Here is a 26,275-nt window from a genome sequence, read left to right on the forward strand (position 1 = left end):
GCGTCAGCGCGCCGCCGGGGTACCGCTGCGGCGCCGGGGCTCCGGCATGGGCAGCCTGGGCAGACCATGGTGCTCGAGAACTCCCTGGCGAAGCAGGCGGACGCTGTCCTCGTAGCGGCCCAGGTGGGCGTAGAGCCGGCACAGTTCCGCGGCCGTCTCCTGGCTGTGGCGTACTCCGAGACTGGTTTCCAGGTATTCCCTGGCCTTGCCCCAGAGCCGGTTACGCAGGCTGATGCGCCCCAGGGCCAGCAGCAGCTCCGGGTTGTTGGGGCGCTCCTTGAGCCAGCCCTCAGCCGCCAATAACTGCTCATCCTCCCTGGGGCCCTGAATGCGGCCGTAGAGGTTGATCAGCAGGTCACTCCAGCTGTGGCGCAGGACCTTGCGCAGCAGGCTTTCGGCGCGGGATTCCGCGCCCAGGCGGGCCAGGTGGTTGGCGTAGTGATGCACCACGGACTCGTCATTGCGCCGGGGCGGGGGAAGCTGATCCCAGACCCGGTCCAGATGGTCCAGGTTGCGCTGTTCCGGGGGCTGGCGTTCCAGCCGCTCGGCGGCCTGGTCGAGCACGTTGAGCCAGACTTCCTGCTCCAGAACGGTCAGGCTGCTTTCATCCAGCGCGGCGTGGCGGCGCAGTTCCGGCAGCAGTTCACTGAGTGCCTGCCAGTCCTCGAGGTTGCGGTAGACATTCGCGAGCTGGCGCATCACGTGCGGGTGATTGGGGGAGTTGCGGCGCAGGCGCAGCAGTGTTGCCAGGGCCTGTTCGTTGCGTCCGGCGTTGAGCTGCAGCCGGGCCTGGGTCAGGCCGACCGCCAGATCCGAGCCGGCGGTGCTTTCCCAGGCGAGGCGCAGGAAGCGGTCGGCCTCCTCCTGGTCACCCTGCTGGTGCGCGGCTTCCGCGGCTGACAGGTAATTGATGAGCGGTGTTTCCGCGTTGCCGGCACCCTGTTCAAGCAGTTTGCGTGCCCGGCCCCAGTTGCCCTCGGCCAGCTCCAGCAGCCCCTGTGTGGTCCGGCGCCGGGCGCGGCGGCGCCCGCTGTTGCGCCACCACTGGCCCATGGCACCGGGGCTCAGGCGCAGCCCGCGCACAAGCCCCAGCAGCCAGTGCAGGATCAGGGCGGCCAGCACCACCAGTGACATCCCCACCCAGAAGTTGGTCTCAATCAGCCAGGTTCCGATGCTGATGCGTATGTAGCCGGGGTCCTCCGACATGCCGAGGCTGAGAAGCGTGCCTGCCAGCACGGCGACGCACAGAACAATGAGCAGGGCCCTCATTGGCTGGTCTCCCCATTGTCATCATCCGACTGGGGCGGGCCGGATTCGTCGGAACGGGCCCGCAGTCGGGCCTTGAGCAGTTCCAGGGATTCACTGATGTCCGGCGCTTCGGCCTGGAGGCGTTCATCCCGGAGGTCGCTGATGAGCTCGCGCAGTGCCGAGGCCGTCTGGTTGCTGCTGTCATACCAGCGCTCCAGCCAGTCCCCGGCACGCCCGAGGGAGCGCCGGTAGACAGCGTTGTCGCCGCGCAGCAGGGCGGCGGCGGCCTGTTCGAACATCAGCTGGAGATGGAGCTGGGCCTGGGTTTCCTGCTCGGGGGTCAACAGGGCCTGGGTGGGCCCCTCCACCCGGCGGATACGGACCATGCGGTCGAGAACGTCCAGCAGCTGCTGCCACAGGCCGGCATCCGTCTGCTGACTGCTCTTGCTGTTGGCGCCGGGCGGTGTGTCGGCCGGGTCCAGGGACTGGGTACGGCCCAGCTCCGGGATCATCCCAATGGCGGCCTCGAGCTGCAGATGGATGCCGGTCCGGTCCACCGGGTCCATGGTGCGCAGCGCCAGGATCTCCTCGGCAAGGGCTTCGCGGATGGGGTGGACGCCGGCGGCGTCGATGCCCGCCAGCAGTTCATCGGTGCGTTCCAGAAGGCGCAGCGCTCCCTGGTGGTCGTTTTCCAGTTCCAGCCGCTGGTTGGCGAGGCGCAGCAGGTACTCCGCTTCGGCGAGCAGCCAGTCGGTCCGGGTGCGCTGACCCAGTCCGAGCAGGGAGCGGGCATTGTGGGCGATCTGGCGCGACTGGGTGTCCAGTGCGCTGGTCTGTTCGTCGAGTTTCCCTTCAATGCGGTTGAGGCGCTGTTCACGGGCCTCGCTGCTTGAGCGCTGACTCTGGCGCAGATCCGAGGCCATGCTGCTGAGGGTGTCGAGACGGTTGCTGAGCTGCTGCTGGCTGCGGTGCTGTTCCCACAGCATGGCGCCGGCGCCAAGCAGGCCCGCGGCCAGAAGGAGGATGATCAGCCACAGTGGCCAGAGCCGCGCGGGGCTGGGCTGGAGGCTGGCTGTGGTGGTCGCCGGAAGCTGTTTGCTGTTGTTGTTCACGAGTGTCCGTTACTCCGCGTTTGAGGGGGACGCCCCGCAGGCGTCGATCAGCCCGTCCGGGCTCATGGCCGGGGCCACCCGGACGTCGCGAAAGCCGGCGTCACGGGCCTGCTGGGCCACCCGTTCCACCGGTACCACGAGGCAGCGTTCCCGCAGCTTCGAGTCTGCATTCTGACCCACCTCGAGCAGGCGCTTCAATGTTTCCCCGGAAAGTGCGAGCACGGTGTCCGGGTCAAAGGTGGTGAGGTGTTCCCGGAGCGTGGCCTCGGGCCAGTCGATGGGGGTGCGCTCGTACAGTGGGAGGACCTCAACACGGGCGCCGCGATCCGTCAGGGTATCGCGTAACAGTTCCCGCCCCCGGTCGCCACGGGCGATCAGGACTTTTTCGCCGGCCACCGTCTCCGGCTGGAATGAGGGGCAGTTGAGCAGGGCCTCGGAATCATGGCCGCTGAGCGGCGCCTGGCCAGGGAGGCCGGCATCGCGGAACACCCGGGCGGTGCCTTCGCCGGGCCCCCACCACTCCAGGCCCACGGGCCACTGCGGCCACCAGTCATCCGCCTGCTCCAGAAGCAGACGTGCGGCATTGGGGCTGACCGCGATGATCTTCCGGAAGTTGTCCAGTTCCTGGATCAGGCTGCGTTCACGGCCATCCAGTGTGCGGGGCTGGATGGCGATCAGCGGCAGCGCACGGCTGCAGGCACCGGCCTGCTCGAGCGCCTGGCGCGTTTCCTCCGCCCTGGGTTCGGGGCGGGACACCAGGATCCGGCGTCCGGCCAGTGGCGGGTTATTCGGGCTCGTAGCCATAGACCTCGGCCAGGATGGCGCCGGCGCCCTTTTCAAGAAGCTGTTCGGCCAGGCGACGACCAAGGGCTTCGCCTTCGCTGCGATGGGCGCGCCCCTCAACATGGTGAACCCGGCTGCCGTCCGGTGAGGCCACCAGGCCACGCAGGTGGAGCTCATCCCCTTCCAGTTCGGCATAGGCGCCGATGGGGACCTGGCAGCCGCCTTCCAGGCGTGTGTTCAGGGCCCGCTCCGCCAGTACCCGGTCCCGGGAGTCGGCATGGATCAGCGGTTCCAGCATGGCGACAAGCTCGGTGTCGTCCGTTCGGCATTCAATGCCCAGCGCGCCCTGGCCGACTGCCGGCAGGCTGATCTCCGGCGGGATCTCGTAGCGGATGCGCTCGTCGAAACCGAGCCGGCGCAGGCCGGAGGTGGCGAGCACGATGGCGTCGTACTGGCCGTCATCGAGCTTGGCCAGGCGCGTGTTGACGTTGCCGCGCAGGGTCTCGATCCGGCAGTCGGGCCGATGCGCGGCGAGCTGCGCCTGGCGGCGCAGGCTGGAGGTGCCGATAACGGCGCCTTCGGGCAGGGCGTCCACATCCGCATGGTGGTTGCTCACGAAAGCGTCCGTGGGAGCGCCACGTTCACAGATGGCCATGAGCCCCAGGCCCTCGGGGAAGACCATCGGAACGTCCTTCATGGAGTGAACGGCGATGTCCGCACGCCCATCCAGCATGGCTTCTTCAAGTTCCTTCACGAACAGGGCCTTGCCACCGATCTTGGCCAGCGGCACGTCCAGGATCTTGTCGCCACGGGTCTTGATGCCCACCAGCTCGACGCTGAGCCCTGGATGGGCCTGTTCCAGTCGGCTCTTGATGTGTTCGGCCTGCCACAGGGCAAGCTGGCTCCGGCGGGTGGCGATGCGCAGGGTGTCTCGGGCCATGGAGCGGCGGTTCCTCAGTGGGTGGATGGGTTCTGGGGTTCCCTAGGGTAGCGCTTCAGGGGGCTGTTGTCGCCCATTGCCGCCTCAGCCCTGGAGGTGGTCGCGCACGGTGGTGGCATGGCGCCGGCTGACGCGCAGGCGGGTGCCCGCCGGATCCGAAAGCAGGACCTGGTGACCGGATTGGGTCCGGGTGAGTGCCTCCAGGTAGCGGCGGTTGACCAGGGTGTGGCGGTGGATGCGCAGCAGGTGTGCGCCGTGGGCCTGCTCCAGTTCGCGCAGGCTGTAATCGCACAGGGTTTCGCCGCGGTCATGGACCAGGGTCACGTACTTGTTGTCGGCGCTGGCGTAGTAGAGCCGGTCGAGCTCAACGCGCTCCACGCCAGCCTGGTTGCGGACCACGATGGCGGGGTTGTCCTCTGGCGCAAATTGCCGGCTCTGTGGGCGATTGACGCGCCCGGCGCGGCTCAGCGCGCTGGCCAGGGCCTCCCGGCGCACGGGTTTGACCAGGTAGTCCGTGGCGTCCACCCGGAAGGCGCTCAGGGCGTAGTCGTCATAGGCGGTGCAGAAGATCACCGCCGGTGGTGTGGCCTGGGCGGTCAGCTCCCGGGCTGCGTCCATTCCGTCCATGCCCGGCATCCGCACGTCCATGAGCACGATGTCGGGCCGGTGTTCCGCTGCTTTTTCCAGGGCTTCGGTGCCGTTGCCGGCCTCGGCGCAGACCCGGCAGCCCTCGATGGCTTCCAGCAGCCGTCGCAGCCGGTCCCGGGCGGGGGCCTCGTCGTCCACGATCAGGACCCGGTGTTCCGTCATGCCTCGTTCTCCCTGTTTCCCGGCAGTCTCAGCGTTACGGTGAAGTGGTCATTCCCCTGGCTGGCCTTGAGAGCCGCGGTGTCTCCGTAGACCGCCTGCAGCCGGGCCCGGATGTTCTCCAGGGCCATGCGTTGGCCCTGGTGGCGGCCTGCCTGGTCGCTGGCCAGAGGATTGTGGATCAGTATATAGAGCCAGCGCCGGGTCCGTTCGGATTCCACCCGGATGGTGCCGCCCCCGGTCAGGGGCTGGATGCCGTGATAGACCGCGTTCTCCATCAGGGGCTGCAGGATCAGCGGTGGTACCGGCAGTTCGCTGGCGCTGTCGTCCAGGTGCCAGTCCACGTCCAGGCGCGGGCCCAGGCGCAGCTTTTCGATGGCGAGGTAGCGTTCGCACAGGCGCAGCTCCTCGGACAGAGGAATGAGGCGGGTCCCGGCGGTGTTCAGACTGACCCGGAAGAGGTCGCAGAGATCCAGCACCACCTCCTCGGCGCGTTCCGGATCGGAGGCGATCAGGCTGGCAATGGTATTCATGCTGTTGAACAGGAAATGGGGCTGGATGCGCGCCTGGAGCGCGGCGATGCGGGCCTCAACTTCCGCTTCCTCCTGACGGCGGCGCTGGTACTGCAGGTGGAAGTAGCGCAGCGCCATCAGGGTGATCAGCGCCGCCATGAGCAGGTTGCGCAGCAGGGTGAACGGGGCGTCCAACGGCGAGAGCGCGGGGTTGAGAAGCCATTGGCCGAACAGTGTGAAGGCGGCAGTGTCCACCAGTACCAGCAGGGTGATGGTAACAGTGGCAAGCGGCACCCCCAGGGATTCGAGTTGGCTCCTGAACGTGCAGATGAGGCCGGCGGCGGTCAGGGTGACCCACTGGGCCAGCAGCGAGGCCAGGCCCAGGTAGTGCCAGTCCAGCAGGCCACTGGAAGGCCGGGCCAGTGCGAACAGCAGCACCACCAGCTCGGTGGTGAGCACCAGCAGGAACACGGCCCGGACCTGGCAGAGATCCGGGATGAAGCCGCCGTCGTTTTGTGGCTCCTGGCTCTGGTTCATGGTGACATAGGGCGCCGGATTGGAAGGCTGTTATACTGCGCGGCCTGCGGGTGCATTTGATTCCATGACAACAGGATAGACCATGAGCGACGAGCGGAAAGCGGCGGCCAAACTCTGGGGCGGGCGGTTCAGCGAGCCCACGGATGCCTTTGTGGAGCGGTTCACAGCCTCGGTGGGCTTTGATCAGCGGCTCTACCACCATGACATTCGCGGTTCCATTGCCCACGCGCGCATGCTCGCGAAGGTCGGCGTGCTCACCTCTGAGGAAGAGAACCAGATCATCGAGGGTCTGGAGGCCGTGCATGCCGACATCGAGGCGGGCCGTTTTGAGTGGTCGGTGAGCCTTGAGGACGTGCACATGAACATCGAGGCGGCGCTGACCGAACGTATCGGTGTCACCGGCAAGAAGCTCCACACCGGGCGTTCGCGTAACGACCAGATCGCCACGGATATCCGCCTCTACCTGCGCGACGAGATCGACGCCATCGCGGTTGAACTGGGCCGGCTGCAGTCCGGCCTGATTGAGCTGGCTGAGCGCGAGGCGGACACCATCATGCCCGGCTTTACCCATCTCCAGAGCGCCCAGCCTGTGACCTTCGGCCACCACATGCTGGCCTGGAACGAGATGCTGCAGCGGGACCATGAGCGGCTGCTCGACTGCCGCAAGCGCGTGAACCGCTTGCCGCTGGGCGCCGCGGCCCTGGCCGGCACCAGCTACCCCATCGACCGCCACTACACCGCGGAACTGCTGGGCTTTGACGGCCCTACTGCCAACTCACTGGATTCGGTCAGTGACCGGGATTTCGCCATCGAGTTCAGCAGCTTCGCCGCGCTGCTGCTGACCCATCTCTCGCGCTTCAGCGAGGAGCTGGTGCTGTGGACTTCCGCGCAGTTCAGCTTTGTGGACCTGCCGGACCGCTTCTGCACCGGCTCGTCCATTATGCCCCAGAAGAAGAACCCGGATGTGCCCGAGCTGGTGCGCGGCAAGACCGGGCGCGTGAACGGCCACCTCATGTCCCTGCTGACCCTGATGAAGGGCCAGCCGCTGGCGTATAACAAGGACAACCAGGAGGACAAGGAGCCGCTGTTCGACACCGTGGATACCGTCAAGGGCTGCCTGCGGGCGTACGCGGATATGATGCCGGCGCTTTCCGTGCGCAGGGACAACACCCGGGCCGCGGCCCGGCGCGGTTTCGCCACCGCCACCGACCTGGCGGACTACCTGGTGCGGCAGGGCCTGGCGTTCCGGGATGCCCACGAGGTGGTGGGGCAGGCCGTTGCCTATGCTGACCGCGATGGTCGCGACCTGGAAGACCTTGAGCTCGCCGAGCTGCAGCAGTTCAGCGGGGCGATCGGTAACGATGTCTACGAGGTGCTGACCCTGGAGGGTTCCGTGAGCTCCCGTTCCCATGTGGGTGGCACCGCGCCAGTCCGGGTACGGGAGGCGGCTCGGGAGGCGGCGCAGCAGTTGGAAGCGCTGACGCAGGGTGGCGCTGCGGGTTAACCACGCGCCCTGAAGAAACCGCCCCGGCTGCCGGGCTGGGCCGGGGGTGCGAGCTGGTCCAGGAGTTCCGGGCTGGTCAGGCGATAGCCCTGACCGAAGTGCAGCCCCAGTTCACGCACCTTGCGCAGGGTGGCGTCGTCCTCAATGAAGGGAGCAACGGTCACCGCGTCGCACATCAGAGCCATCCGGTGGATGGCTTCCACCATGATCACCTGCAGCGGGTTATCCGCCAGGTCATGCACCAGGCTTTCGTCCAGCTTGACGATGCTGATTCCCAGATCACCGATCAGGTTATGGGTCTGACCGCTGATACCGGCGGCATCGAGGGCGATCCGGCACCCTGCCGCCCGCAGTGCTTCAGCACTCCGCCGGGCCTCATCCGGGTACCGGCATGCATGGGTCTCGCGGATCTCAAAGCAGAAGCTGGTTGCCTCGAAGGAGCTGGCCTCGATCTGGTGTGCCACCTCGTCCGCAAAGCTGGCATCAAGAAGGCTGCTGGCGGACAGGTTGAAGCTGATCATCTTGAGCCGTGGCTGCATCAGAGGGTTCTCCTCCAGCCAGGCCAGGGCGCGGGCGATGACGCGCCGGTCCAGTGCATACCCCAGATCAAAGCGTTCCGCCAGCGGCATGAAGGAGGCCGGGCGCCAGAGTTCCTCGGCGCGGCGGCCCTGGTCGTCCGGCTCCCGGTAGAGCCTTGCCAGTACCTCCACATGGTCGCCCCAGGTGGCGCTGGCGATCGGGCGCAGTGCCTGGAAGTGCAGCTCGATGGCATCGGTGGTGATGGCGTACATCAGCTGTGCCAGGTCCTCGCGGGTAGCGGTTTCGTCACCGCCTTCGGCGCCGGTGCGGTAGAGGTTGAGGCTGGAGGGGCCGGTGGCCTTGGCGGTCTCGCACAGGTCCGCAGCCAGGGTGAGGCACTGCTCCGGTGATTCGTCGGTCACCAGGTGCAGGGGCAGGAGACCGGCACTGACGGTGGTCTGGATGGTGTCGCCCCGCCACTCAAAGCCGAAGGCGCTGACGGCATCCCTCAGGTTGTGGCAGACCTTGACGGCTTCCTCCGTACCGCAGTTGTCCAGAATGATGACGAACTGGTCGCTGGCCACCCGGGCAAGGGCATCGCGCTGGCGCAGACGGCCCGACATCATGCTGCTGATTTCCCGCAGGTAGCGGTCGCAGCCACCCGAGCCAAAGCGGGCGTTGAGGGTGCTGAAACCGTCCAGATCCAGGTGCACCAGGGCGTGGGGTGTGCCGGCCTCACGCTGGAGGCTCAGGGCACGATGCAGGCGCTGGAGGATCTCGCGGCGGTTAAGCAGCCCCGTCAGCGGGTCGTGCCGGTTCAGGTAGTGGACGTGATCCTCGCCATCCAGCTGGGAAACCCGTTTGTCCCGGGCCACCTGCGCCGCCCCGAGCAGTTCCCCGCCGGGGGAGAAGATGCGGTTGAACTGGATCTCGTAGACCGTCTGCTGTTCCTCGGACTGCGCCAGGGGCATCTCGATGCAGAAGCCTTCCTGGCTCATGGCGCGTTCCCACAGGCGGGCGTAGAGGCGCCGTTCCTCCGGGTAGTCCGCGAGCAGATCGGTGAGCTGGTCGCCCACATTGGGCATGACCCCGAAGGCGGCCTGGAAGGCATCATTGTAGGCTTGGTTGACCGCGACGATTTCCAGTCCCGGGTTCATGATGACGATCAGATCGTTCGAGGCGGCCAGCACGCTTTCGGTACGGTACTTCCAGACCTGGGCCGAGTGCGCGTCCGCACGGCGAGTGGTGATGTCCACGGCGCTGCCGGCGATCAGGCGGCGTTTGCCGGAATCGTCCAGGCTGCGCCCGGTGAGCCGCAGCCAGCGGTGGTTCTGGTTGGCGGTGAGCACCGGTACTTCCATGGAGAACGGCTCGCCCTGGCGCAGGCACTGGAGAATGGCCCGGCGCACCTGGCTCTGGTGCTCCTGGAAGTAGAACAGCACATGCTCCGGGTCGAGCTGATTGCCCGGTGGCAGGTCCAGCAGGTGGTAAAGGCCTTCGGACCAGTGCAGGCGGTTGAAGTCCGGATCCAACTCCCAGATGCCGAGGCCACCACTCTGTTCGGCCAGGCGGAATACGCGGGTGTCCAGGGGCGTGGCCTGGCGCGGCCGTATGCGCATCGCCTCGTCGGTGCTGGCCGTGGCGTCACTGGTGGAGCGGCGCAGGTTGATGGAGAAGAAATAGCCGGAGGCATGGCGAACGGTGATCAGCGCGCTCTGGCCCTGCTCCAGGGCATCGTTGAGCGGGGGCATGAGGGGGTTATCCTCGCGGCTGGCCACAAGCTCCTTCATGGGCAGCCCCTGCATTTCCAGGATGCCGTAGCCGAACAGGGCCTCGGCGGCGTCATCCGCTGCCTGGATGACACCTTCGTCGTCCACCTGCAGGCTGGCTGGCTCGGCGTTGGCGCTGCTGCCCGGTTCGGTGCGAACCCGCTTGATCAGATATTCCCTCATAGCGCCCGAGATTAGCAGAAAGCATGGCGACCGGGTGACATCCGTGTGTGAGATCCTTCAACTGTGGCGTTATAATACTGCGTTTCTTCGGGAGGTGGCTTATGCGCGGATCGATCCTGGCACTGCTGGCGCTCATGCTGGTTCTGGCCGGCTGCGGGCAGAAGGGACCACTCTACCGCGAGGGCGACCCGGAAGGGCCGGAAAGTGCCCGGGCCCCGGCTTCGTACACCATTCCCAGTCATCTTTGCTGATCAGGGCAGACGCCGACCATGGATTTTTTCAACCGACACGACGGCGAGCTCTACGCCGAATCCGTACCGGTAAGCCGGATCGCTGCAGCTCACGGCACGCCCTGTTACATCTATTCGAGGGCCACACTGGAGCGCCATTTCCACGCCTATGACCAGGCGCTGGAGGGGATGCCCCATCGCATCTGCTATGCGGTAAAAGCCAACAGCAACCTGGCGGTGCTCAATGTGCTGGCCCGGCTCGGTGCCGGTTTTGACATTGTTTCCGGTGGTGAGCTCGAGCGCGTCATCCGGGCCGGAGGCGATCCCGGGGCGACCGTCTTCTCGGGCGTGGGCAAGCAGCGCTGGGAGATTGAGCGTGCCCTGGAGGCCGGGGTGCGCTGCTTCAACGTGGAGTCCGACTTCGAACTGGCCATGATCAGCGAGGTGGCCTCGGAGCGCGGCCGGATCGCGCCGGTGTCGGTGCGCGTGAACCCGGACGTGGATGCCGGGACGCACCCGTACATCTCCACGGGCCTTAAGGAGAACAAGTTCGGCGTCGAGATTGAGCAGGCGCGGGTCCTTTACCGCCGGGCGGCGGAGATGCCTGGTCTTGAGGTGGTCGGCGCGGACTGCCACATCGGCTCGCAGCTGCAGAGCCTGGACCCGTTGATGGATGCGCTGGAGCGGATGCTGGCGCTGATCGACGCCCTCGCTGAAGACGGCATCGCCATCCAGCACCTGGATATGGGCGGAGGTCTCGGTGTGCCCTATGGCGACGAGCAGCCTCCCAGCCCCGGCGCCTACGGGGAGGCACTGAAGGAGCGGCTGGCCGGCCGGGACCTGGAGCTGCTTCTGGAGCCGGGGCGCTCCATTGCCGCCAATGCCGGGATCATGGTGACCCGGGTGGAGGGCATCAAGGGTGGCGATGAACACCGGTTCGCCATTGTGGATGGCGCCATGAACGATCTGATCCGGCCGTCGTTATATTCCGCCTGGCAGCGGATTGAGGCGGTGGCCGACCCGAGTGGCATCCAGCCGGCCGTCTACGATGTGGTGGGGCCGGTCTGCGAGACAGGGGATTTTCTGGGCAAGCAGCGCGAGCTGGCCATTGAGGCGGGCGACCTGCTTGCCGTGCGCTCGGCTGGCGCCTACGGTTTTGTCATGAGTTCAAACTACAATACCCGCAACCGGCCGCCGGAGATCCTCGTTGACGGGGCGGATGTGCACCTGGTGCGCCGGCGGGAAACACTGGAGGAACAGCTGGCACCGGAAATACCGCTGCCGGAGCTGGGTTCATGAGTGGCGACGGGCGCCGGGGGCGTGGCGGCTGGCTGCGCTTTACCAAGATGCACGGGCTGGGCAACGACTTCATGGTGGTGGATGCCATTCCCCAGCCGGTGCAGCTTGAAGCCAGCCAGATCCGGTCAATGGCGGACCGCCATCTGGGCGTGGGCTTTGATCAGCTGCTGATGGTGGAGCCTCCGGAGCGCCCTGACGTGGACTTCCGTTATCGCATCTTCAATGCGGACGGCTCCGAAGTGGAGCAGTGCGGCAACGGCGCCCGGTGTTTCGCACGGTTCGTGCGCGACCAGCAACTGACCCGCCAGCACCGGATACGGGTGCAGACGGCCACCGGCATCATGACCCTGGAGGTTACAAAGAAGGGGCTGGTGCGGGTGGACATGGGGGTGCCGGAGCTGGCGCCCGCAGCCATTCCGTTCGCGGCGGACGAACAGGCGGTGACCTATCCGATTACGGTGGACGGCCAGGAGCTGAGCATTGCCACGGTCTCCATGGGCAACCCCCATGGCGTGCTCGTGGTGGACGATGTGGACACAGCGCCTGTGGAGAGCCTGGGCCCGCTGATTGAGGCCCATCCGCGCTTTCCGGCCCGGGCCAACGCCGGCTTCATGCAGGTGGTGGCGCCGGATCGGATACGGCTCCGGGTGTTCGAGCGCGGTGTGGGCGAAACCCGGGCCTGCGGCAGTGGCGCCTGTGCCGCGGTTGTGGCCGGGCGGCTGCGTGGCCTTCTGTCCGAGCGCGTCACAGTGGAGTTGCTCGGCGGTCCCCTGACCATTTCGTGGCCGGGGGATGGGGCAGCTGTTACGATGGAAGGGCCCGCCACGCGGGTCTTCGAGGGGCGGATCAAGCCACCCGGTGACGGACGCCGCTCCCGTCAGGGTGGTGGTCGCCCGCAGAACAACAGGAAAAAGAAGGGTAATGCATGACAGACCCGACAGCGGAACCGGCAACCACCGGGGTCTCCGAAGCCGATGTGGCTGAGTACCTGGAGGCCAACCCGGATTTCTTCGAGCGTCATGAGCATCTCCTGCAGAAGCTGACACTTCCCCATGACAGCGGTCAGGCGATCTCGCTGGTGGAACGCCAGGTGCATCTGTTCCGCGAGCAGCGGGATGCCCTGCGTGAGGAACTGTCCGGCCTGATCGGCATTGCCCGGCAGAATGACCAGCTGTTCACGCGCAGCAAGCGCCTGCTCATGGCGCTTCTGGATGCCCGTTCCGTGGAGGAGGTGGCAGCGATACTGGATGAGACCATCCGCGGTGAGTTCCAGCTTCAGAGTGCGAGCCTGACAGTGCTGACCGATGGTGAACCGCCCTCCCAGTGCGGTGCCGTGCGCTACCTTCAGCGGAACAGGGCCCGGGAGGTGTTCGGTGAGGTACTGGATGAAAGCCAGCCGCTTTTCGGCCGGCTGCGTGACAGCCACCGTGAGGCGTTGTTCTCCGCGCCGGAACGGGTGGGTTCAGCTGCGGTGATCCCGGTGCGCCGGGATGAGTGCGTCGGCCTGATCGCCATTGCCAGTGAGGACGAAGGGTATTTCCACAGCAGTATGGGGTCGCTGTTCATGACCTACATCAGCGATACCCTTGGCCGGCTGCTTCCGCCGCTGCTGGCGCCGGAAGGCCGGATTGCCATGCCCGATGCGGAAGCCGGCCACTGACCCATCACTCCGGGAGTTCCAGCATGGCGTCCACTGATGCGTACGCGGAACGGATCCAGGTGGCTGAGGGGCTGCCACAGCCGGTGCAACGCTTTCTGCGCTACATGGCCTCGGAGAAGCGCAGTGCCCAGCGGACCTGCGAGCACTACGGCCGGGATCTACGCAGGCTCTGCCAGTGGTGCGACAATCAGGAGCGTGACCTGGTTGCTCTTAACCAGGCCGAACTCCGCCGCTATGTCGCCGGCCTGGCCCGCGAGGGGCGTTCCGGCCGCACCATCGCGCGCCATCTTTCCGCCATCCGGCGGTTCTACGGGTTCCTCATCCGTGAAGGACTGGTAGCCGACAACCCCGCTCTCGACATCCGCCCGCCGCGCAACCAGCGCCCACTGCCCGGCGTGATGGACGTGGACCAGCTGCACCATCTGCTGGAACAGTCTCCGGAGGATCCTCTGGAGATGCGGGATCTGGCCATGATCGAGCTGATGTATTCCTCAGGGCTGCGCCTGGCGGAGCTGGTGGCACTGAATGATGCCGACGTGGATCGCCGTGATGCCAGCGTCCGGGTGACCGGCAAGGGTGGCAAAACCCGCATCGTTCCCATTGGCCGCGCTGCCCTGGCGGCGCTGGACCGCTGGCTGGAACAGCGCCCGGCACTGGCGCTGGCCAGTGAGTCGGCGGTATTCGTCAGCCGCAGAGGGCAACGTATCCATCGCCGCACGGTACAGGCCCGCCTGCGGCGCTGGGGGCAGCGCTGCCACGCGGACCAGGGCCTGCATCCGCATCTGATGCGTCATTCCTTTGCCAGTCACATGCTGGAATCCAGTGGCGACCTGCGGGCCGTACAGGAGTTGTTGGGACATTCGGATATAGCCACCACACAGATCTATACTCATCTGGACTTCCAGCATCTGGCCCAGGTGTACGACAGCGCGCATCCGCGTGCGCGGCGGCGCAAGGCCGGTGACCGCGGAGCCAGGACGGAGCAGGGGCGGCATGAGTGACCAGGACTGGCGGCAGAAATACCTTGCCGCGCTGGAACAGCATGAGCAGGATGAAAAGCAGTGGCAGCAGCGCCAGAACAGTCTCCAGCGGCTTCTGGTCCGTGTCTCGCTGGTTGCCGAAGGGCAGGACGGCGAACTGGATCGGCTCCTTGGCGAGCTGCGGGAACTGGTCCGTGAAGGCGACCCTGATCCCGGCGCCCTCCGGCGCCTTCAGGATGCGCTGGAAACGCACGTTTCCGGCTTCGATGAGGAACGTCAGGCGGTTGTCAGCCGTCTCCAGCAAGCGCTGCAGGGTCTGATCGATCCGCTGCGTTCCCGTGCGGGACGCAATGAACGCCGTCGACTCAGGGCGCTGGAGCGCACGCCGGCAGACACTGTTGGGCGCTTCAACGCACTACCCGGGATTCTGGAGCAGCTGGCGGAACTCCAGCAGCAGGTTCTTTCCGAGTCCGGGGACGCACAGAAGCGGGGCTCGTTCTGGCAGCGGGTTCTTGGTGGCGGAGCTGACGTCAGGGAAGAAGAGGCGACCGAAGCAGACTCTCCGGACAGTAACGCTGACGAGCCGGAGGACAGTGAGCTGGCTGCCGGGCTCGATCTGGACAGCGGTGAGCCACGGGCCGACGATGAGCAGTTCCGCAACCTCTGTGCCCGGCTTCTGCAGCTTCTGCGCCATATCCAGCAACATATCACACTGCCGGAACCGGCCCAGGAACGGATTGAAATCCTTCTGGAAAGGGTCCGTGCAAGCGAAAACTGGGGCCAGATCCAGGCGGTTCTGGATGAGGTCGTGCACCTTGTTGTGGCGGCCGTGGGCCGGGGGCAACGGGAGTTTGAGCAGTTCCTGGCGGGTCTCGACCAGCGGCTGGTGCGGTTGCGCACCCAGTTTGAGACGGGGGCACTGGACTTCGGTCACTGGCAGGAAGTGTCCGAAGCGTTCGACCAGCGCATCGACCAGGAACTGGATGAGATGGGCAGCAGTGCCCTGGGAGCGACTGAACTCAGCGGGCTGCAGCAGGCGGTTCGTGATCACGTGGATCGCCTCAATGCCACACTGACGGAGTACCGTGAGGCTGATACGAAGCGGGAACAGGCCCTGCGGGAACAGGTTCAGGATCTACAGGAGAAGGTGACCGCCATGGAGGCCGAGTCCCGGGAAGTGCAGAAGGAACTCAGAAAGGAGCGGGAACGGGCGGCTACCGATATGCTGACCCAGCTGCCCAACCGTGAGGCGCTGGAGGAACGACTGGACCAGGAATACCGGCGCTGGCACCGCTATCGTGAGCCAACGAGTCTGGCCATCATCGACATCGACTGGTTCAAGGGCATCAACGATACTTACGGGCACCTGGCCGGCGACAAGGTCCTGCAGCTTCTGGCCCGCTCCCTGCGGGAGAACCTGCGTGAGACGGACTACATCGCGCGCTACGGTGGCGAGGAGTTCATCATTCTGCTCCCGGCAACGCCGCTGGAGACCGCTGTTACCGTGCTGGATAAGCTGCGTGAACGGATCCAGGCGCTGCCGTTCCATTTCCGGCATGAACGGGTTGAGGTGACCTTCTCCGGTGGCGTGACCGGCTTCATGGAGGTTGATGGCCCGGACCAGCTGCTGGATATGGCGGACCGTGCCCTGTATCGCGCCAAGGAGCAGGGCCGTAATCGCGTCATTCCCGCTGCCGAGCAGGACAAACGCTCGGGAGGAGGGCGCTGATGCGGCTGCTGGTGGTTTTTGCGGCGTTACTGGCGCTGGTCATCCCGGTGGCGGGGCAGGCCATCCCGTTCCCGGCGACCGATAACCTGCCCGAACTCAGTGTGGACCAGAAGCTCTGGCTGCAGGACAAGGAACGCATCCGCCTGGGCATTCCCTCGGGCCGTCCGCCGCTGGCCTACCGCAATGAATTTGGTCGGGTCCTGGGCACCGAATCCGGCTATGCCCGGCTTCTTGAGCGCAAGCTGGGGACCCGTGTGGAAATGGTCGGCGGCAACCCCCTGCTTCTTGAACGCATGCTGGCCCAGGGCCAGATCGACGCGATCAGCATGCGCTTCGCCAATCGCTCAACCGGCAAGTACCGGTTCACCCGCCCCTACATGCAGGTGCGCTACGGCATCTATGCCCGCCGGGACAACGCCAGCATCAGCCGGCTTGGCAGCCTGGAAGACAAACGCGTGGTCTTTCTGGACGGTGACCGTTACCCATTCCAGCTCCTCGACCGCATCCCCTCGTTCACGCCCCTGGCAGCGCTGACGCTGAGTGAGGCCATGGACATGCTGCGCAGTGAGGAAGCGGATGCACTGCTCGCCCCCGTTCCGGTGGGGGATCAGTATCTGGAGAACAACGACCTGCGCGTTATCCAGAGGGTACAGGTCATGGAGGAGCGCCCCTTGCCCATGTCCTACGCCGTCCCCTTCGAGGAAGGAAAGTTGCGGGGCATTCTGGATGCGGCCATTGATTCGATGACCACCCTGGAGCACCGCAATATCCAGGGGGCCTGGATCGGCCATGAGGAGATTTTCGGGGACACCGAGGAAGAGGTGGTGCTCACTGCCAATGAACGCCAGTGGCTGAAGGATAACCCGGAACTGAAAGTGGCCATGCGGACCGGTTGGCCCCCGGTTGAGTTCCGGGGCGACAGCAAACTGGAAGGCGTGATTCCCGATCTTCTGTCACTGATCGAGGCGGAGCTTGATTACGAGTTTGAGCGGGTGCCGGTTCCCTCCGGCGAGACGGTGGATTCGATGCTCGCTGATGGGACAGTGGATGTGGTACCCGCACTTCCGCGCACACCGGATCGCCAGGACGAGCACCTGTTCACGCGCAGTTATCTCAGTCTGCCGGTGGCCATCGTGGTGCGTGATGACCACAGCTTTGTGGGCGATCTCTCCGAGCTCGATGACAGTGATCGGGTCGGTGTGGTCCAGGGCATGGCCGCCGGAGAATACCTCAACCGACACCACTCGGCTCTGGATATCACGGAAGTGACCTCCATCAAGCAGGGGCTGCGCCGTGTGGCCAATAACGAGCTGGATGTGATGATCACTCATATCCCTGGTGTCAGCTACAACGTCTCCCGTCTCGGTCTGGATAATCTCCGGATTACCAGCATCGCGCCTTTCCAGTACGATCTAAGGCTGGCCGTAAAGGCGGAATACCCGCAACTGGTGGGGATTCTGGGCAAGGCCCTGAGCCGCATTGACCGTTCGGCCCTGGATGAGGTCTACAACCGCTGGATCAAACTCGATGTGGAACAGCAGGCGGACTACACCGTGGTCCGTCGGGTGGGGATCATCGCCCTGCTGGTGCTGGCTGCTTTCTTCTACTGGAACCGCAAGCTCTCCCGGGAAGTGGGTGAACGGGTACGTTCCGAACAGGCCCTGAAGCGCAGCGAGGAGGAACTGCTCGACGCCAAGCAGCGGGCCGAGGACCTGGCGGACCAGGCCGAGGAGGCGAACCGCGCCAAGAGCGAGTTCCTGGCCAACATGTCCCATGAGATCCGCACCCCCATGAATGCGGTCATCGGCTACACGGAACTGCTTGAGCGCACCATTACCGACGAGCGCCAGCGCGGCTACCTGGAGTCCATCAAGGCCGGCAGCCGCAGTCTGTTGACGCTGATCAACGACATCCTGGACCTGTCGCGCGTGGAGGCGGGCAAGATGCGGCTTGAGTACGGGCCACTGGATCTCAGCCGGCTGCTGGAGGATGTGCGCCATATCTTCACGATCCGGGCGCGCGAGAAAGGGCTGGAACTGGTCTTTGAAATGGACGAGAACATGCCGCCGGTGATGGTTCTGGATGAGACCCGTCTGCGTCAGGTGCTGTTCAACCTGGTGGGTAATGCCATCAAGTTCACCGACCATGGTGAAGTCCGGGTGCGTGTGGCCTGGAAGGAGAGCGAGGCCCCCGAGCTGTGCATCGAGGTGGTCGACACCGGCATCGGCATTCCCGAGGAGCAGCAGGAGCGGATCTTTGAGGCCTTTGAGCAGCAGGCCGGGCAGAGCAGTCGACTATACGGCGGCACCGGTCTGGGACTGGCGATCAGCCGCAAGCTGGTCGAGATGATGAACGGTGAGCTCAGCGTGCGCAGCCAGCCCGGTGAGGGCACGACCTTCCGCGTGCATCTGCGTGATGTGGAAACAGCGCTGGCCGCACCGGATGTGAATGATGAGACGCTGGCGGTACGTTATCGCTTCAGTTGCAGCCGGGTCCTGATCGTGGATGACAACCCGGTGAACCGCCAGCTGGTGCGGGATGTGCTTGAGCCCGAAGGGCTTGCGGTTGAAGAGGCTGAGAATGGTGTTCAGGCGCTGGAGAAGGCGCGTGCTTCCCGTCCGGACCTGGTGCTGATGGATATCCGCATGCCTGAGATGGACGGGTTTGCGGCGCTTCGGGCCTTTGGCGAGGATCGCAAGCTCAGTGATATCCCGATCGTGGCGCTTACTGCTTCGGTCATGACCAGCGAGGCCGCGCGCATCCGCGAGGCCGGATTTGATGGCTATCTGCACAAACCCGTGAGCCGCGAGATTCTGCTCGGGGAGCTGGCGGATTACCTCACCCATGAACGCATTGATCTGGAACAGACGGATGAGGGGAGTGAGCCGGAGAATCTGACAGCCTGGAGCGACCTCAGCGAGGAGCAGCAGAAGCGGGTGATGCGCGCGCTGCGTTATTCCCTGATCCCGCAGGCCACGTCTCTGGTCGACAGCGGCGACCCGGAGGCGCTCCAGGCGTTTGCCGAAGAACTGCAGTCACAGGCGCGGGACCAGGGCGTTGAGGAGCTGGTGGCCTTTGCCGACCAGCTGGCGGAGGCCGTGGCCGGCTTCGAATTGGACCGGGTGCAGCAGCTGCTGGAACAGTTCGCGGGGGAGGCTTTTCTGCCGGAACCGGAGTAGGGCTGTTCAGAGGCAGTCGTACTGGTATTGGCGGTCGAAGGCGACGGACACCATATGCACGCCCCGCCGGGACAGATCCTCCACCAGGTCCCGGTTGGTGAGTATGCGGCTGCAGATGTGATGGATACGCTCCTGGCGCTGCTCGCGGCGGCTGAGGTTGTCGCCCTCAAAGTCCAGAAGCAGATAGGTCTTGGGGTGTCCATCCTCGGGGACTGTGGCCTGCTCGTAGCCCTCATAGCTGGCATGTACCTGCTTCAGGGTCGAGGCCAGGCGGTCCTCGAGACGCTCGCTGGCGCCAGCCGTCGCAGCCGGGGTGAGCAGCAGCGTGGTTGCCAGAACGGTGAGCCAGTATCCTGTTGAAACTCGCAGCATCATCGCATTCAACGTAACAGAACGTAACGGCTGTATTATCCTCGGCTGTTCCGGATAATGCAGCCGGTTTGACAGCTTTTTAATATTCCAGCGTTCGCTCTGCTACAGGGCTCACAGGCGTCATGTGCGCTATGCTGTGAAACAGACGCAGGCAAACGACGGGCAAACGCTATGTATCAACTGGTGTTTCGCGGGGAGTGGGAAGCAGGCCTCGACGAACAGTCGGCGCGGGAACGGGCCAGGGGGCTGTTCAAGGCCAATGATGCCCAGCTGGAGAAGATGTTCTCCGGTGAGCGCGTGGTGATCAGGAACCGGCTTGATGAGGCCACGGCGCACAAGTATCAGGCCGCCATGAAGAAGAACGGGCTGGTGGCGCATATTGAGCCCATGCAGCAGGCCGGGACGGTGGAGCAATCACAAGCCCGCTCGGATGAGGGCCGTGACCCATCGCCTGCAGGCGGCGATGTGGCCGTGGAACCGGGTGACCGCCTGCCGGTGGCGGGTGAGAAGGTGGATTCCATTCTGGCCGGCTCGGATCTCAGCCTGGGCGCTCCGGGCGAGCGGCTGGGGGACACACGGGAGGAACCGGAACCCGTTTTCGAGCACCTGGATGAATGGTCAGTAGCGCCGCCCGGCGAGGATCTTGGAGCTGAGGAGGAAAAGCCCGAGCCGCCGGCGCCGGATGTTTCCCATCTGTCACTGGCTGATGAACCAAAGGCGGGCAACGGATGATAGACTGCTGCGCTCGATTTCATGCCATCAGGGGTGCGACAGAACGCCAATGACTGACACGATCCGGATACCGGTTTCCTTTGGTGAAGTACTGGATAAGATCACCATCCTCGAGATCAAGTCTGAGCGCATCGAGGATGCGGACAAGCTCCAACACGTGCACACGGAACTCGAAGCATTGAGCCAGCACTGGCAGGAGGCTATTACGGAGCCTGACCGTGTTGCTGCGGAGCGCCGGGAGCTGAAGGCGGTCAACGAGAAACTCTGGGAGATTGAGGACGCTATCCGGGAAGAGGAGGCTGCGGGGCGCTTCGGTGAGCGCTTCATTGAGCTGGCCCGCTCGGTCTATTTCACCAACGACGAGCGCGCGGCGCTCAAGAAACGGGTCAACCTCACCCTGGGGTCACGTTTCGTGGAAGAGAAATCCTATCGCGATTACAGCCGCTGATGGAGGCTCAGGCACTCTGACGGCGCCGGGCCATCCAGTGGTCAAGCATGGCGGTGGCGTCGTCAACGGTTATCAGTTCCATGGCGCCGTTGAACTCTGCCTTGGCACCCCAGCGGGCGCTCTCGACCCGCTTGCCGGTAAAGCGCTCCAATGCCTGTGGGTAACGGTTAACGCACCACTCAATTGAGTTATAGGGACCTGAGCGGTATGGATTGGAGCTGGCAAAGAGCCCCAGAACGTCGGTGCCCATGGCGTTGGCGATATGCGCCGGTCCGGTATCCGGGGCAATGACAAGATCCGCCCGGGCCATGAGGGCCGCGAGCTGTTTCAGGGTGTCCTGCCCGCAGAGGTTGAGCACCTCTTCCTGCATTGCCTCTTCGATCGCCTGACAGTACTGCCGGTCCTGTTCAGAAGGACCACCGACCAGGATGATGCGCACCCCGTACTGGTGTACCGCGTAATCCGCCAGCGCCGCATACCGCTGTGTAGGCCAGTTCCGGAGCTCATGGCTGGCAACGGGGCTGATCACCAGGTTCGGGCGGGCAGGGTCCAGTACACGGTCCGCAAATGCGTTGTCCGTTTCGGCAACCGGGAGGTGCCACTCGGGCTCCGCTGGTTTGAGCCCCAGGGCCGTAGGGAAGCTGGCCAGGCAGTCAAGCACGTGCTGCCCGCTTCTTCTGGGGATACGCTGGTTGATGAACAGGCCGTGGAGGTCCTTGCTGCGCTCGCGGTCGTAGCCAACCCGGGTGCTCGCTGGCACAAGCAGGGCTGCAATATTGGCGCGCAGTGCCACCTGCATGTGGAACAGTACATCAAACCGCCGGCCCCGCAGCTGACGCCAGAGGTCAATGTAACCACGCAGACCGGCGCTCTTGTCGAATACAATAAACTCGACACCGGGCAGCCCCTCGAGCAGGCGCGCCTCCATCTTACCGATGATCCAGGTGATGCGTACGCCGGGCATCTGTTTCTGCAGGCTGTGTATGACCGGCAGTACATGCGTGACGTCGCCGATCGCGGAAAGGCGGAGGATGCAGATGGAGTTGACGGATGTGCCGGATGAATCATTCAGCATGGATTAGGTCGGACTGGCCCGGGTTGGAGTCGTCTGATTGTTGCTTGCTAGAATGCCGCAGGCAGCGGGCGCACCATCACCCATCTGCATCAACGAAGGCATATCATAACGCAGTATGCCTGTGACGTCCCATTTCCCGCAGGAAATCGACGCGAGCGAATCCGATCAGAGCAGCCCCGATGAGCCATTCCTCAGACTTTTTCGGCGATGATGGTGCCCGTTTACGGGTGAGTGCCGTCTGGTCGCCTTCATTCAACACTGATTGGTTCCGACCCAATGCCTGGGGAAGCGCTGCACGGCCGGTGGACGCGGGCGGTCGGGGTGGTGCCTGGTTCGTGACGGCGCCGGGTGGTGAACTGGTGTTACGGTTCTACCAGCGCGGTGGGCTTATGGCCCATCTTTCCAGGGATGCCTATGTCCGCACCGGGGTTGCCCAGAGCCGGGCCTTTGCGGAATTTGATCTGCTTCAGCGCATGGTCGAACGGGGGCTGCCTGTTCCAGCGCCGGTGGCTGCTGCTTTCTGGCCGCGGGCGGGGGTATTCTACCGGGCGGCGATCCTGGTGGAGCGGCTGGAATCCGCCCAGCCATTGCCATCCGTGCTCGGTACCCTGGCAGCGGAACACTGGGAAGCGGTGGGCCGAACCGTCCGCAGGTTTCATGACGAGGGCATCGATCATGCGGATCTCAACGCCTTCAATATCCTCTGGGTTAATGGCTCGGTCTACGTGATTGATTTCGACAAGGGGCGACAGCGGGCGCGCGGCATTACGGGGGCACGCTGGCAGCGTGGCAACCTGGACCGCTTTCACCGGTCACTTTTGAAGCTGGACTGGACTGACTCGCCACTGGGGCTGGACACAGCCTGGGAGCATGTTCTTGCGGGCTACAGTGAAGGAGCGGGTCACCCATGAAGCTGACGACCCGGTATGAACGGAATCTGCACAAGCTGGGCTATTACCTCACCGCACTGTTCGACCTGGTGGTGCCCCGCTCCTACTGGCTGTGGCACGGGCAGCGCCTGATGGAGGAATACGCGGCGCTGGAGCCGGAAGCGAAGGCGGAGGTGGATGCGCGGGTGGCCTGGTACAACCGGCTGGAAGCACCGTTCAATCCAGGCCCCGAGGCGATACGGCCACAGCAGTTTTCACGCCGGGGCCAGCGCTCCGCCTACTACCTGGACTTCAAGCGCCTGCTCCGTTGCCTTCCCGATGACCGGCCCTTCCGCTATGAGTTCGGGGATGTAACCTGGGTGCCGGAATACCCGAGCTTCGTGAAAAGCCGCCCTGTTGCGTCAGCGGGCGAAAACGCCAACTCCGTCCTGCTCAAGCTCAACCAGGTTCGCCATTACTTCATGGTACCGGACCCTCTGTCGTTCCGGGAGAAAGAGCCCATCGCCATCTGGCGGGGCAAGGGCAGCCAGCCGCAGCGGAAGGCCTTTCTCGAGCGCTATCATGACAGCCCGCTCTGTGATGTCGGCTGCAACCATGAGGAGTCGATCGGCAAGCCCTGGCATACGGGCTTCATGCCCGCCTCTGAACAGCTGAATTACCGCTACATCGTGAGCATTGAAGGGAACGATGTGGCGACCAACCTGAAATGGATCCTGGCTTCCAACTCCCTGTGCCTGATGCGGCGGCCGCGCTACGAGACCTGGTTCATGGAAGGGGCGCTGGAACCCGATGTGCACTACGCCTGTCTGGCGGATGACCATTCGGATCTGGAAGAGCAGATCCGCTACTACAATGCCCATCCGGAGGCGGCCGAAGCCATCATCCGCAACGCACAGGCCCATGTGGCCCGCTTCATGGACACACGCCGCGAATGGCTGATCTCGCTGCTGGTCATGAGGCGCTATTTCGAGAAGGTCGAGGCCTGATGGCGCGTTACCTGTTCTTCGTGAATCAGCCCTATTCCTACTCCATCCTGCGCCCCCTCCAGGAGGCCATTCGTGCACGTGGGGACGAGGTCGCGTGGTTCGTGGCCGGCTGCAGCGCGGCACCCCTCAGCGAGGACGAATTGAGGCTGGAGACAGTGCGGGAGGTCATGGCGTACGGCGCTGTTGCCACCTTTGTGCCGGGCGACTGGGTACCCTGGTTCTTTCCGGGCATCAAGGTGGAGGTGTTCCACGGTCTGGCACGAAACAAGCGGGGCCACGAGACCGAGGCGGAGAGCGACCACTACCGGATCCGCGGCTGGTTCGACCTGTACTGCACCCATGCCGAGGGAGACACTGAACGTTTCCAGGAGCTGGCCCGGGAGAAGGGATTCTTCTCCGTGGCTCATACCGGCTGGCCCAAGCTGGACCCGCTGCTGAAGGAGGCTGAGAGCTCGGGCCCCGCGGAGAGCAGCGACAGACCGACCGTATTCTTCGCCTCCACCTTCAGCCGCAGCGTAACAGCCGCCCCGGCACTGTATGACGAGATTGCCCGCATGGCCGATTCCGGCCGCTGGCATTTCCTGGTCACGCTGCACCCCAAGATGGATCCGGAATGGGTGGTACGCTACCGTGCCTTGGCGGGCCCGAACCTGACCTTCATCGAAAGTGATGAGGACCTGATTCCGTATCTCCCGCAGGCGGACGTCATGCTCTGCGACACGTCATCCATCATGTTCGAGTTCATGTTCCTGGACCGGCCGGTGGTGACGCTCAATACCCGTATGCCGGGGCCGTGGCTGATTGATGTGGCGGAAGCTTCCGAGGTTGAGCCTGCTCTGGAGAGAGCGCTGCAGCGGCCGGAATCACTGGTTTCCGCGATGCGCGCGTATTGCCGGGAGCTGCACAGCTTTACGGACGGGCGCTCGAGTGAGCGGGTGCTTGAGGCGGTTGATTGGTTCCTTCGGGAGGAGCGTGACAAGTTTGGGCGTAAGCCGCTCAATCTTTGGCGGAAGTTGCGTATCTGGTTTCGGCTGCGGCGCGATCTGGCTGAAACCCGTTATCGATCAGCGCTCGAAAACAGGCAATGAAATCCGCCTTCCGTTGGGTCAGCGTCTCTCTGTTGGCAGCATTGAACCGTTCGTAAAAGTGGGTTCTGTTGTCCGCTAGCCAGTGGATTCCGTCGACCACATCATCCACGTTGCAGAGCGCTGCCTTTACCCAGTTCACACCCTCGAGGTTCACCCTGTCGTGAGGGATTGGAAGTGTCACATCCGGGTAGGACACTGGTACCAGATATCCGGTTTCCTTATGTTGAATCCATTCGTTCATAGGGGGCGCATCCGTTGTGAGTACCGGAGTGCCGGAGTAGAGGCTTTCGAGGATGGCAAATCCAACGCCTTCCCACTTAGAAGGCGCGAGGGAAAAATCCGCTGATCGGTAGTACGAAAGGTTTTTCCGGTAGGAGGTGTTTTTCCGGATGTAGGAGAAGCTACGCCCGCTGAAAGAGGTTAGCGGAGAGACGTCGAGTTCGGTCTGGGTTTTCAGTGTAAAGTGGATGTCATTCCTGGCTGCCAAGACTTTGCTGAATGCATCGATAACGACCTGAGGGTTACGGCGCTCCCCCAGGCCCCCCCTACCGGCATTAAACAGGAATGTGGTCCTGTCTGCTGACGGTTGTTTTTTATGGATGGGGAGTTCGGTAATCCAGGGGTTCCGGACAACATTGCTCAGCCCGAAATGCTGTTCAAGGAAATCGGCGCAGGCATGTTGGGGGGTCATGATGATATCTACGCGGTTGAAGTCATCTCGCGAGAGCTGAGTGGGGATCCATTCGTGGTTGGGGCGCCATATGGTGCGTATCCCGCGCTCGCGGCACGCGTTGAAGAGGTTGGGCATGAACTGCTCGATGGTCATGACAACATCCTTGTCATTCAGCCATCTACGGAATGAACGTTTATTGTGCCATGTGCTATCAAAATCTTTACCTCGCCGTCCTGCCGGAATTTCGTAGATCTGGAAGTCAACGTCGGGGAAATGATTCCGGAAGAAATCGCGCAAAAGACGGGACTCGGTCCCGAGGCCGCGGTTATTCATGCAGTTAACCAGACCAAATTGCGTTCGGCTGGATTTTTTAGTGAAAAAGGCTGCCACATTGCCTCCTGAGCAAGGGTCTGATCATTGTTTGTACAGCATTCAGTTGCCTTGAAAATTGCCCATCGTAGATCCTCTGGAATCACAGGGAGCAGAGGCTTCAACCGCAGGTCAACTGTTGCATTGATAATCAGCATGCTACCATCCTTCCTCGTCAAATCGCTCTCCGAGTGGCCAATGGTCCCTTATGGGTTCTAGATTCAAGGATTTCTACGCGTATTTCGTGCTCTGGTTTTACCGCTTGGCGGCCAAGGGGTGGGTGCCTGCGCGTTGGTTTGAATCAAATCTTCCCGATTTTGAAAAGCGAGCTGCCCGTAGCGGGTTTCTGGAACTGGAAGTGGTCAGCCATTGTTGGCGCTACGCGCATTTCCTGATGTACCAGCTGAGTTCATTGGTCCAGTACCCGCCCTCAAAGCTCCATGTGACCATGACGGTCTGCTACTGCCCAGAGGATGAACAGACTCAACGGTTGCTGGACTTCTTCGGGCAACAGGACGTTCCCAACGTAACTTGGAACTGGGTCCCCTACCGAAAAGAAGAGTTGTTCCGGCGTGGTATAGGCCGTAACCGGGCAGCATTGAACACCGAAGCGGACTGGGTCTGGTTCACGGATTGCGATCTGCTGTTTCG

24 protein-coding genes are annotated in these 26,275 nt (G+C 63.9%); 14 read left to right on the plus strand and 10 right to left on the minus strand.

The window, feature by feature from the left end:
• Positions 1-3 precede the first annotated feature (3 nt).
• From QZ501_RS03390 to QZ501_RS03415, 6 genes are all read right to left on the minus strand, one after another.
• Positions 4-1,269: a heme biosynthesis HemY N-terminal domain-containing protein gene (locus tag QZ501_RS03390; RefSeq protein ID WP_295717152.1), complete on the minus strand. Its 1,266-nt coding sequence runs from the start codon at positions 1,267-1,269 to the stop codon at positions 4-6.
• A complete protein-coding gene (locus QZ501_RS03395) occupies positions 1,266-2,360 on the minus strand; it encodes a uroporphyrinogen-III C-methyltransferase (protein WP_295717154.1) in 1,095 nt (364 codons plus the stop codon). Before QZ501_RS03395 ends, QZ501_RS03390 begins: the two co-directional genes overlap by 4 nt.
• 9 nt (positions 2,361-2,369) lie before the next feature.
• Positions 2,370-3,164, minus strand: coding sequence for a uroporphyrinogen-III synthase (locus QZ501_RS03400; protein ID WP_151440736.1), 795 nt, complete (start codon positions 3,162-3,164; stop codon positions 2,370-2,372).
• Positions 3,145-4,083, minus strand: a complete 939-nt coding sequence (hemC, locus tag QZ501_RS03405) for a hydroxymethylbilane synthase (RefSeq protein WP_295717157.1) — start codon at positions 4,081-4,083, stop codon at positions 3,145-3,147. The genes QZ501_RS03400 and hemC overlap by 20 nt, the downstream gene beginning before the upstream one ends.
• 84 nt (positions 4,084-4,167) lie before the next feature.
• Positions 4,168-4,893, minus strand: coding sequence for a LytTR family DNA-binding domain-containing protein (locus QZ501_RS03410; RefSeq protein ID WP_160898355.1), 726 nt, complete (start codon positions 4,891-4,893; stop codon positions 4,168-4,170).
• Entirely contained in the window at positions 4,890-5,939 is a 1,050-nt protein-coding gene (locus tag QZ501_RS03415) for a sensor histidine kinase (protein ID WP_295717161.1), read from the minus strand. Before QZ501_RS03415 ends, QZ501_RS03410 begins: the two co-directional genes overlap by 4 nt.
• 82 nt (positions 5,940-6,021) lie before the next feature.
• Here QZ501_RS03415 and argH point away from each other — a divergent pair, with 82 nt between their 5' ends.
• Complete coding sequence (gene argH / locus QZ501_RS03420) at positions 6,022-7,443, plus strand: argininosuccinate lyase (RefSeq protein ID WP_295717164.1); 1,422 nt, start codon at positions 6,022-6,024, stop codon at positions 7,441-7,443.
• Here argH and QZ501_RS03425 read toward each other — a convergent pair.
• Entirely contained in the window at positions 7,440-9,914 is a 2,475-nt protein-coding gene (locus QZ501_RS03425) for an EAL domain-containing protein (protein WP_295717166.1), read from the minus strand. The genes argH and QZ501_RS03425 overlap by 4 nt on opposite strands.
• A 101-nt stretch (positions 9,915-10,015) precedes the next feature.
• Between QZ501_RS03425 and QZ501_RS03430 the strand changes: the two genes are divergently transcribed.
• From QZ501_RS03430 to QZ501_RS03460, 7 genes are read left to right on the plus strand one after another with little or no spacing between them, the layout of a single operon-like run.
• On the plus strand, positions 10,016-10,165 hold the full coding sequence (locus tag QZ501_RS03430) for a lipoprotein (RefSeq protein WP_160898358.1): 150 nt from the start codon (positions 10,016-10,018) through the stop codon (positions 10,163-10,165).
• Between the two features lie 18 nt (positions 10,166-10,183).
• Complete coding sequence (gene lysA, locus QZ501_RS03435) at positions 10,184-11,443, plus strand: diaminopimelate decarboxylase (RefSeq protein ID WP_295717170.1); 1,260 nt, start codon at positions 10,184-10,186, stop codon at positions 11,441-11,443.
• Positions 11,440-12,372: a diaminopimelate epimerase gene (gene dapF, locus QZ501_RS03440; protein ID WP_295717172.1), complete on the plus strand. Its 933-nt coding sequence runs from the start codon at positions 11,440-11,442 to the stop codon at positions 12,370-12,372. Before lysA ends, dapF begins: the two co-directional genes overlap by 4 nt.
• The gene (locus tag QZ501_RS03445; protein WP_151440727.1) at positions 12,369-13,103 is read left to right on the plus strand and encodes a DUF484 family protein; all 735 of its coding nucleotides are present in this window, start codon (positions 12,369-12,371) and stop codon (positions 13,101-13,103) included. The genes dapF and QZ501_RS03445 overlap by 4 nt, the downstream gene beginning before the upstream one ends.
• Positions 13,104-13,126: 23 nt before the next feature.
• On the plus strand, positions 13,127-14,104 hold the full coding sequence (gene xerC, locus QZ501_RS03450) for a tyrosine recombinase XerC (protein WP_295717175.1): 978 nt from the start codon (positions 13,127-13,129) through the stop codon (positions 14,102-14,104).
• The gene (locus QZ501_RS03455; RefSeq protein WP_151440725.1) at positions 14,097-15,812 is read left to right on the plus strand and encodes a GGDEF domain-containing protein; all 1,716 of its coding nucleotides are present in this window, start codon (positions 14,097-14,099) and stop codon (positions 15,810-15,812) included. The genes xerC and QZ501_RS03455 overlap by 8 nt, the downstream gene beginning before the upstream one ends.
• Positions 15,812-18,991 carry a transporter substrate-binding domain-containing protein gene (locus tag QZ501_RS03460; protein WP_295717178.1) on the plus strand — a complete coding sequence of 1,060 codons (3,180 nt, stop codon included), beginning with the start codon at positions 15,812-15,814 and terminating at the stop codon, positions 18,989-18,991. The genes QZ501_RS03455 and QZ501_RS03460 overlap by 1 nt, the downstream gene beginning before the upstream one ends.
• Before the next feature lie 6 nt (positions 18,992-18,997).
• On the opposite strand, the gene QZ501_RS03465 is transcribed toward QZ501_RS03460, so the two are convergent.
• Positions 18,998-19,366 carry a hypothetical protein gene (locus QZ501_RS03465; RefSeq protein WP_295717179.1) on the minus strand — a complete coding sequence of 123 codons (369 nt, stop codon included), beginning with the start codon at positions 19,364-19,366 and terminating at the stop codon, positions 18,998-19,000.
• 168 nt (positions 19,367-19,534) lie between these two features.
• Here QZ501_RS03465 and QZ501_RS03470 point away from each other — a divergent pair, with 168 nt between their 5' ends.
• Both QZ501_RS03470 and QZ501_RS03475 read left to right on the plus strand, forming a co-directional pair.
• Entirely contained in the window at positions 19,535-20,095 is a 561-nt protein-coding gene (locus QZ501_RS03470; RefSeq protein WP_295717180.1) for a hypothetical protein, read from the plus strand.
• A 49-nt stretch (positions 20,096-20,144) separates the two neighbouring features.
• Positions 20,145-20,543: a DUF6165 family protein gene (locus QZ501_RS03475; RefSeq protein ID WP_160898365.1), complete on the plus strand. Its 399-nt coding sequence runs from the start codon at positions 20,145-20,147 to the stop codon at positions 20,541-20,543.
• A 7-nt stretch (positions 20,544-20,550) separates the two neighbouring features.
• Here the strand turns inward: QZ501_RS03475 and QZ501_RS03480 are convergent, their stop codons facing one another.
• Positions 20,551-21,618, minus strand: coding sequence for a glycosyltransferase family 9 protein (locus QZ501_RS03480; RefSeq protein WP_160898366.1), 1,068 nt, complete (start codon positions 21,616-21,618; stop codon positions 20,551-20,553).
• A gap of 179 nt (positions 21,619-21,797) precedes the next feature.
• Between QZ501_RS03480 and QZ501_RS03485 the strand changes: the two genes are divergently transcribed.
• Genes QZ501_RS03485 through QZ501_RS03495 form a run of 3 tightly spaced genes read left to right on the plus strand, consistent with a single transcriptional unit; the run spans position 21,798 to position 24,582 of the window.
• Entirely contained in the window at positions 21,798-22,529 is a 732-nt protein-coding gene (locus QZ501_RS03485) for a 3-deoxy-D-manno-octulosonic acid kinase (RefSeq protein WP_295717184.1), read from the plus strand.
• The gene (locus QZ501_RS03490) at positions 22,526-23,494 is read left to right on the plus strand and encodes a glycosyl transferase family 90 (protein ID WP_295717185.1); all 969 of its coding nucleotides are present in this window, start codon (positions 22,526-22,528) and stop codon (positions 23,492-23,494) included. Before QZ501_RS03485 ends, QZ501_RS03490 begins: the two co-directional genes overlap by 4 nt.
• A complete protein-coding gene (locus tag QZ501_RS03495; protein WP_295717187.1) occupies positions 23,494-24,582 on the plus strand; it encodes a CDP-glycerol glycerophosphotransferase family protein in 1,089 nt (362 codons plus the stop codon). Before QZ501_RS03490 ends, QZ501_RS03495 begins: the two co-directional genes overlap by 1 nt.
• On the opposite strand, the gene QZ501_RS03500 is transcribed toward QZ501_RS03495, so the two are convergent.
• Entirely contained in the window at positions 24,491-25,645 is a 1,155-nt protein-coding gene (locus QZ501_RS03500; RefSeq protein ID WP_295717189.1) for a glycosyltransferase, read from the minus strand. The genes QZ501_RS03495 and QZ501_RS03500 overlap by 92 nt on opposite strands.
• A gap of 223 nt (positions 25,646-25,868) precedes the next feature.
• Between QZ501_RS03500 and QZ501_RS03505 the strand changes: the two genes are divergently transcribed.
• The coding region (locus tag QZ501_RS03505) for a glycosyltransferase family A protein (RefSeq protein ID WP_295717191.1) at positions 25,869-26,275 on the plus strand (407 nt) is incomplete at its 3' end.

The sequence above is a fragment of the uncultured Halovibrio sp. genome (assembly GCF_913056445.1).
GTDB lineage: Bacteria > Pseudomonadota > Gammaproteobacteria > Pseudomonadales > Oleiphilaceae > Halospina > Halospina utahensis_B.

Excerpts from the sequence above, each read along its gene's own strand:
- QZ501_RS03445 (WP_151440727.1), top strand. The coding sequence starts at position 12,369 with ATGACAGACCCGACAGCGGAACCGGCAACCACCGGGGTCTCCGAAGCC.
- QZ501_RS03400 (WP_151440736.1), bottom strand. The coding sequence starts at position 3,164 with ATGGCTACGAGCCCGAATAACCCGCCACTGGCCGGACGCCGGATCCTG.
- QZ501_RS03415 (WP_295717161.1), bottom strand. The coding sequence starts at position 5,939 with ATGAACCAGAGCCAGGAGCCACAAAACGACGGCGGCTTCATCCCGGAT.
- xerC (WP_295717175.1), top strand. The coding sequence starts at position 13,127 with ATGGCGTCCACTGATGCGTACGCGGAACGGATCCAGGTGGCTGAGGGG.
- dapF (WP_295717172.1), top strand. The coding sequence starts at position 11,440 with ATGAGTGGCGACGGGCGCCGGGGGCGTGGCGGCTGGCTGCGCTTTACC.
- QZ501_RS03495 (WP_295717187.1), top strand. The coding sequence starts at position 23,494 with ATGGCGCGTTACCTGTTCTTCGTGAATCAGCCCTATTCCTACTCCATC.
- QZ501_RS03490 (WP_295717185.1), top strand. The coding sequence starts at position 22,526 with ATGAAGCTGACGACCCGGTATGAACGGAATCTGCACAAGCTGGGCTAT.
- QZ501_RS03455 (WP_151440725.1), top strand. The coding sequence starts at position 14,097 with ATGAGTGACCAGGACTGGCGGCAGAAATACCTTGCCGCGCTGGAACAG.
- QZ501_RS03410 (WP_160898355.1), bottom strand. The coding sequence starts at position 4,893 with ATGACGGAACACCGGGTCCTGATCGTGGACGACGAGGCCCCCGCCCGG.
- argH (WP_295717164.1), top strand. The coding sequence starts at position 6,022 with ATGAGCGACGAGCGGAAAGCGGCGGCCAAACTCTGGGGCGGGCGGTTC.
- QZ501_RS03480 (WP_160898366.1), bottom strand. The coding sequence starts at position 21,618 with ATGCTGAATGATTCATCCGGCACATCCGTCAACTCCATCTGCATCCTC.
- lysA (WP_295717170.1), top strand. The coding sequence starts at position 10,184 with ATGGATTTTTTCAACCGACACGACGGCGAGCTCTACGCCGAATCCGTA.
- QZ501_RS03470 (WP_295717180.1), top strand. The coding sequence starts at position 19,535 with ATGTATCAACTGGTGTTTCGCGGGGAGTGGGAAGCAGGCCTCGACGAA.
- QZ501_RS03460 (WP_295717178.1), top strand. The coding sequence starts at position 15,812 with ATGCGGCTGCTGGTGGTTTTTGCGGCGTTACTGGCGCTGGTCATCCCG.
- QZ501_RS03425 (WP_295717166.1), bottom strand. The coding sequence starts at position 9,914 with ATGAGGGAATATCTGATCAAGCGGGTTCGCACCGAACCGGGCAGCAGC.
- QZ501_RS03465 (WP_295717179.1), bottom strand. The coding sequence starts at position 19,366 with ATGATGCTGCGAGTTTCAACAGGATACTGGCTCACCGTTCTGGCAACC.
- hemC (WP_295717157.1), bottom strand. The coding sequence starts at position 4,083 with ATGGCCCGAGACACCCTGCGCATCGCCACCCGCCGGAGCCAGCTTGCC.
- QZ501_RS03485 (WP_295717184.1), top strand. The coding sequence starts at position 21,798 with ATGAGCCATTCCTCAGACTTTTTCGGCGATGATGGTGCCCGTTTACGG.
- QZ501_RS03430 (WP_160898358.1), top strand. The coding sequence starts at position 10,016 with ATGCGCGGATCGATCCTGGCACTGCTGGCGCTCATGCTGGTTCTGGCC.
- QZ501_RS03475 (WP_160898365.1), top strand. The coding sequence starts at position 20,145 with ATGACTGACACGATCCGGATACCGGTTTCCTTTGGTGAAGTACTGGAT.
- QZ501_RS03390 (WP_295717152.1), bottom strand. The coding sequence starts at position 1,269 with ATGAGGGCCCTGCTCATTGTTCTGTGCGTCGCCGTGCTGGCAGGCACG.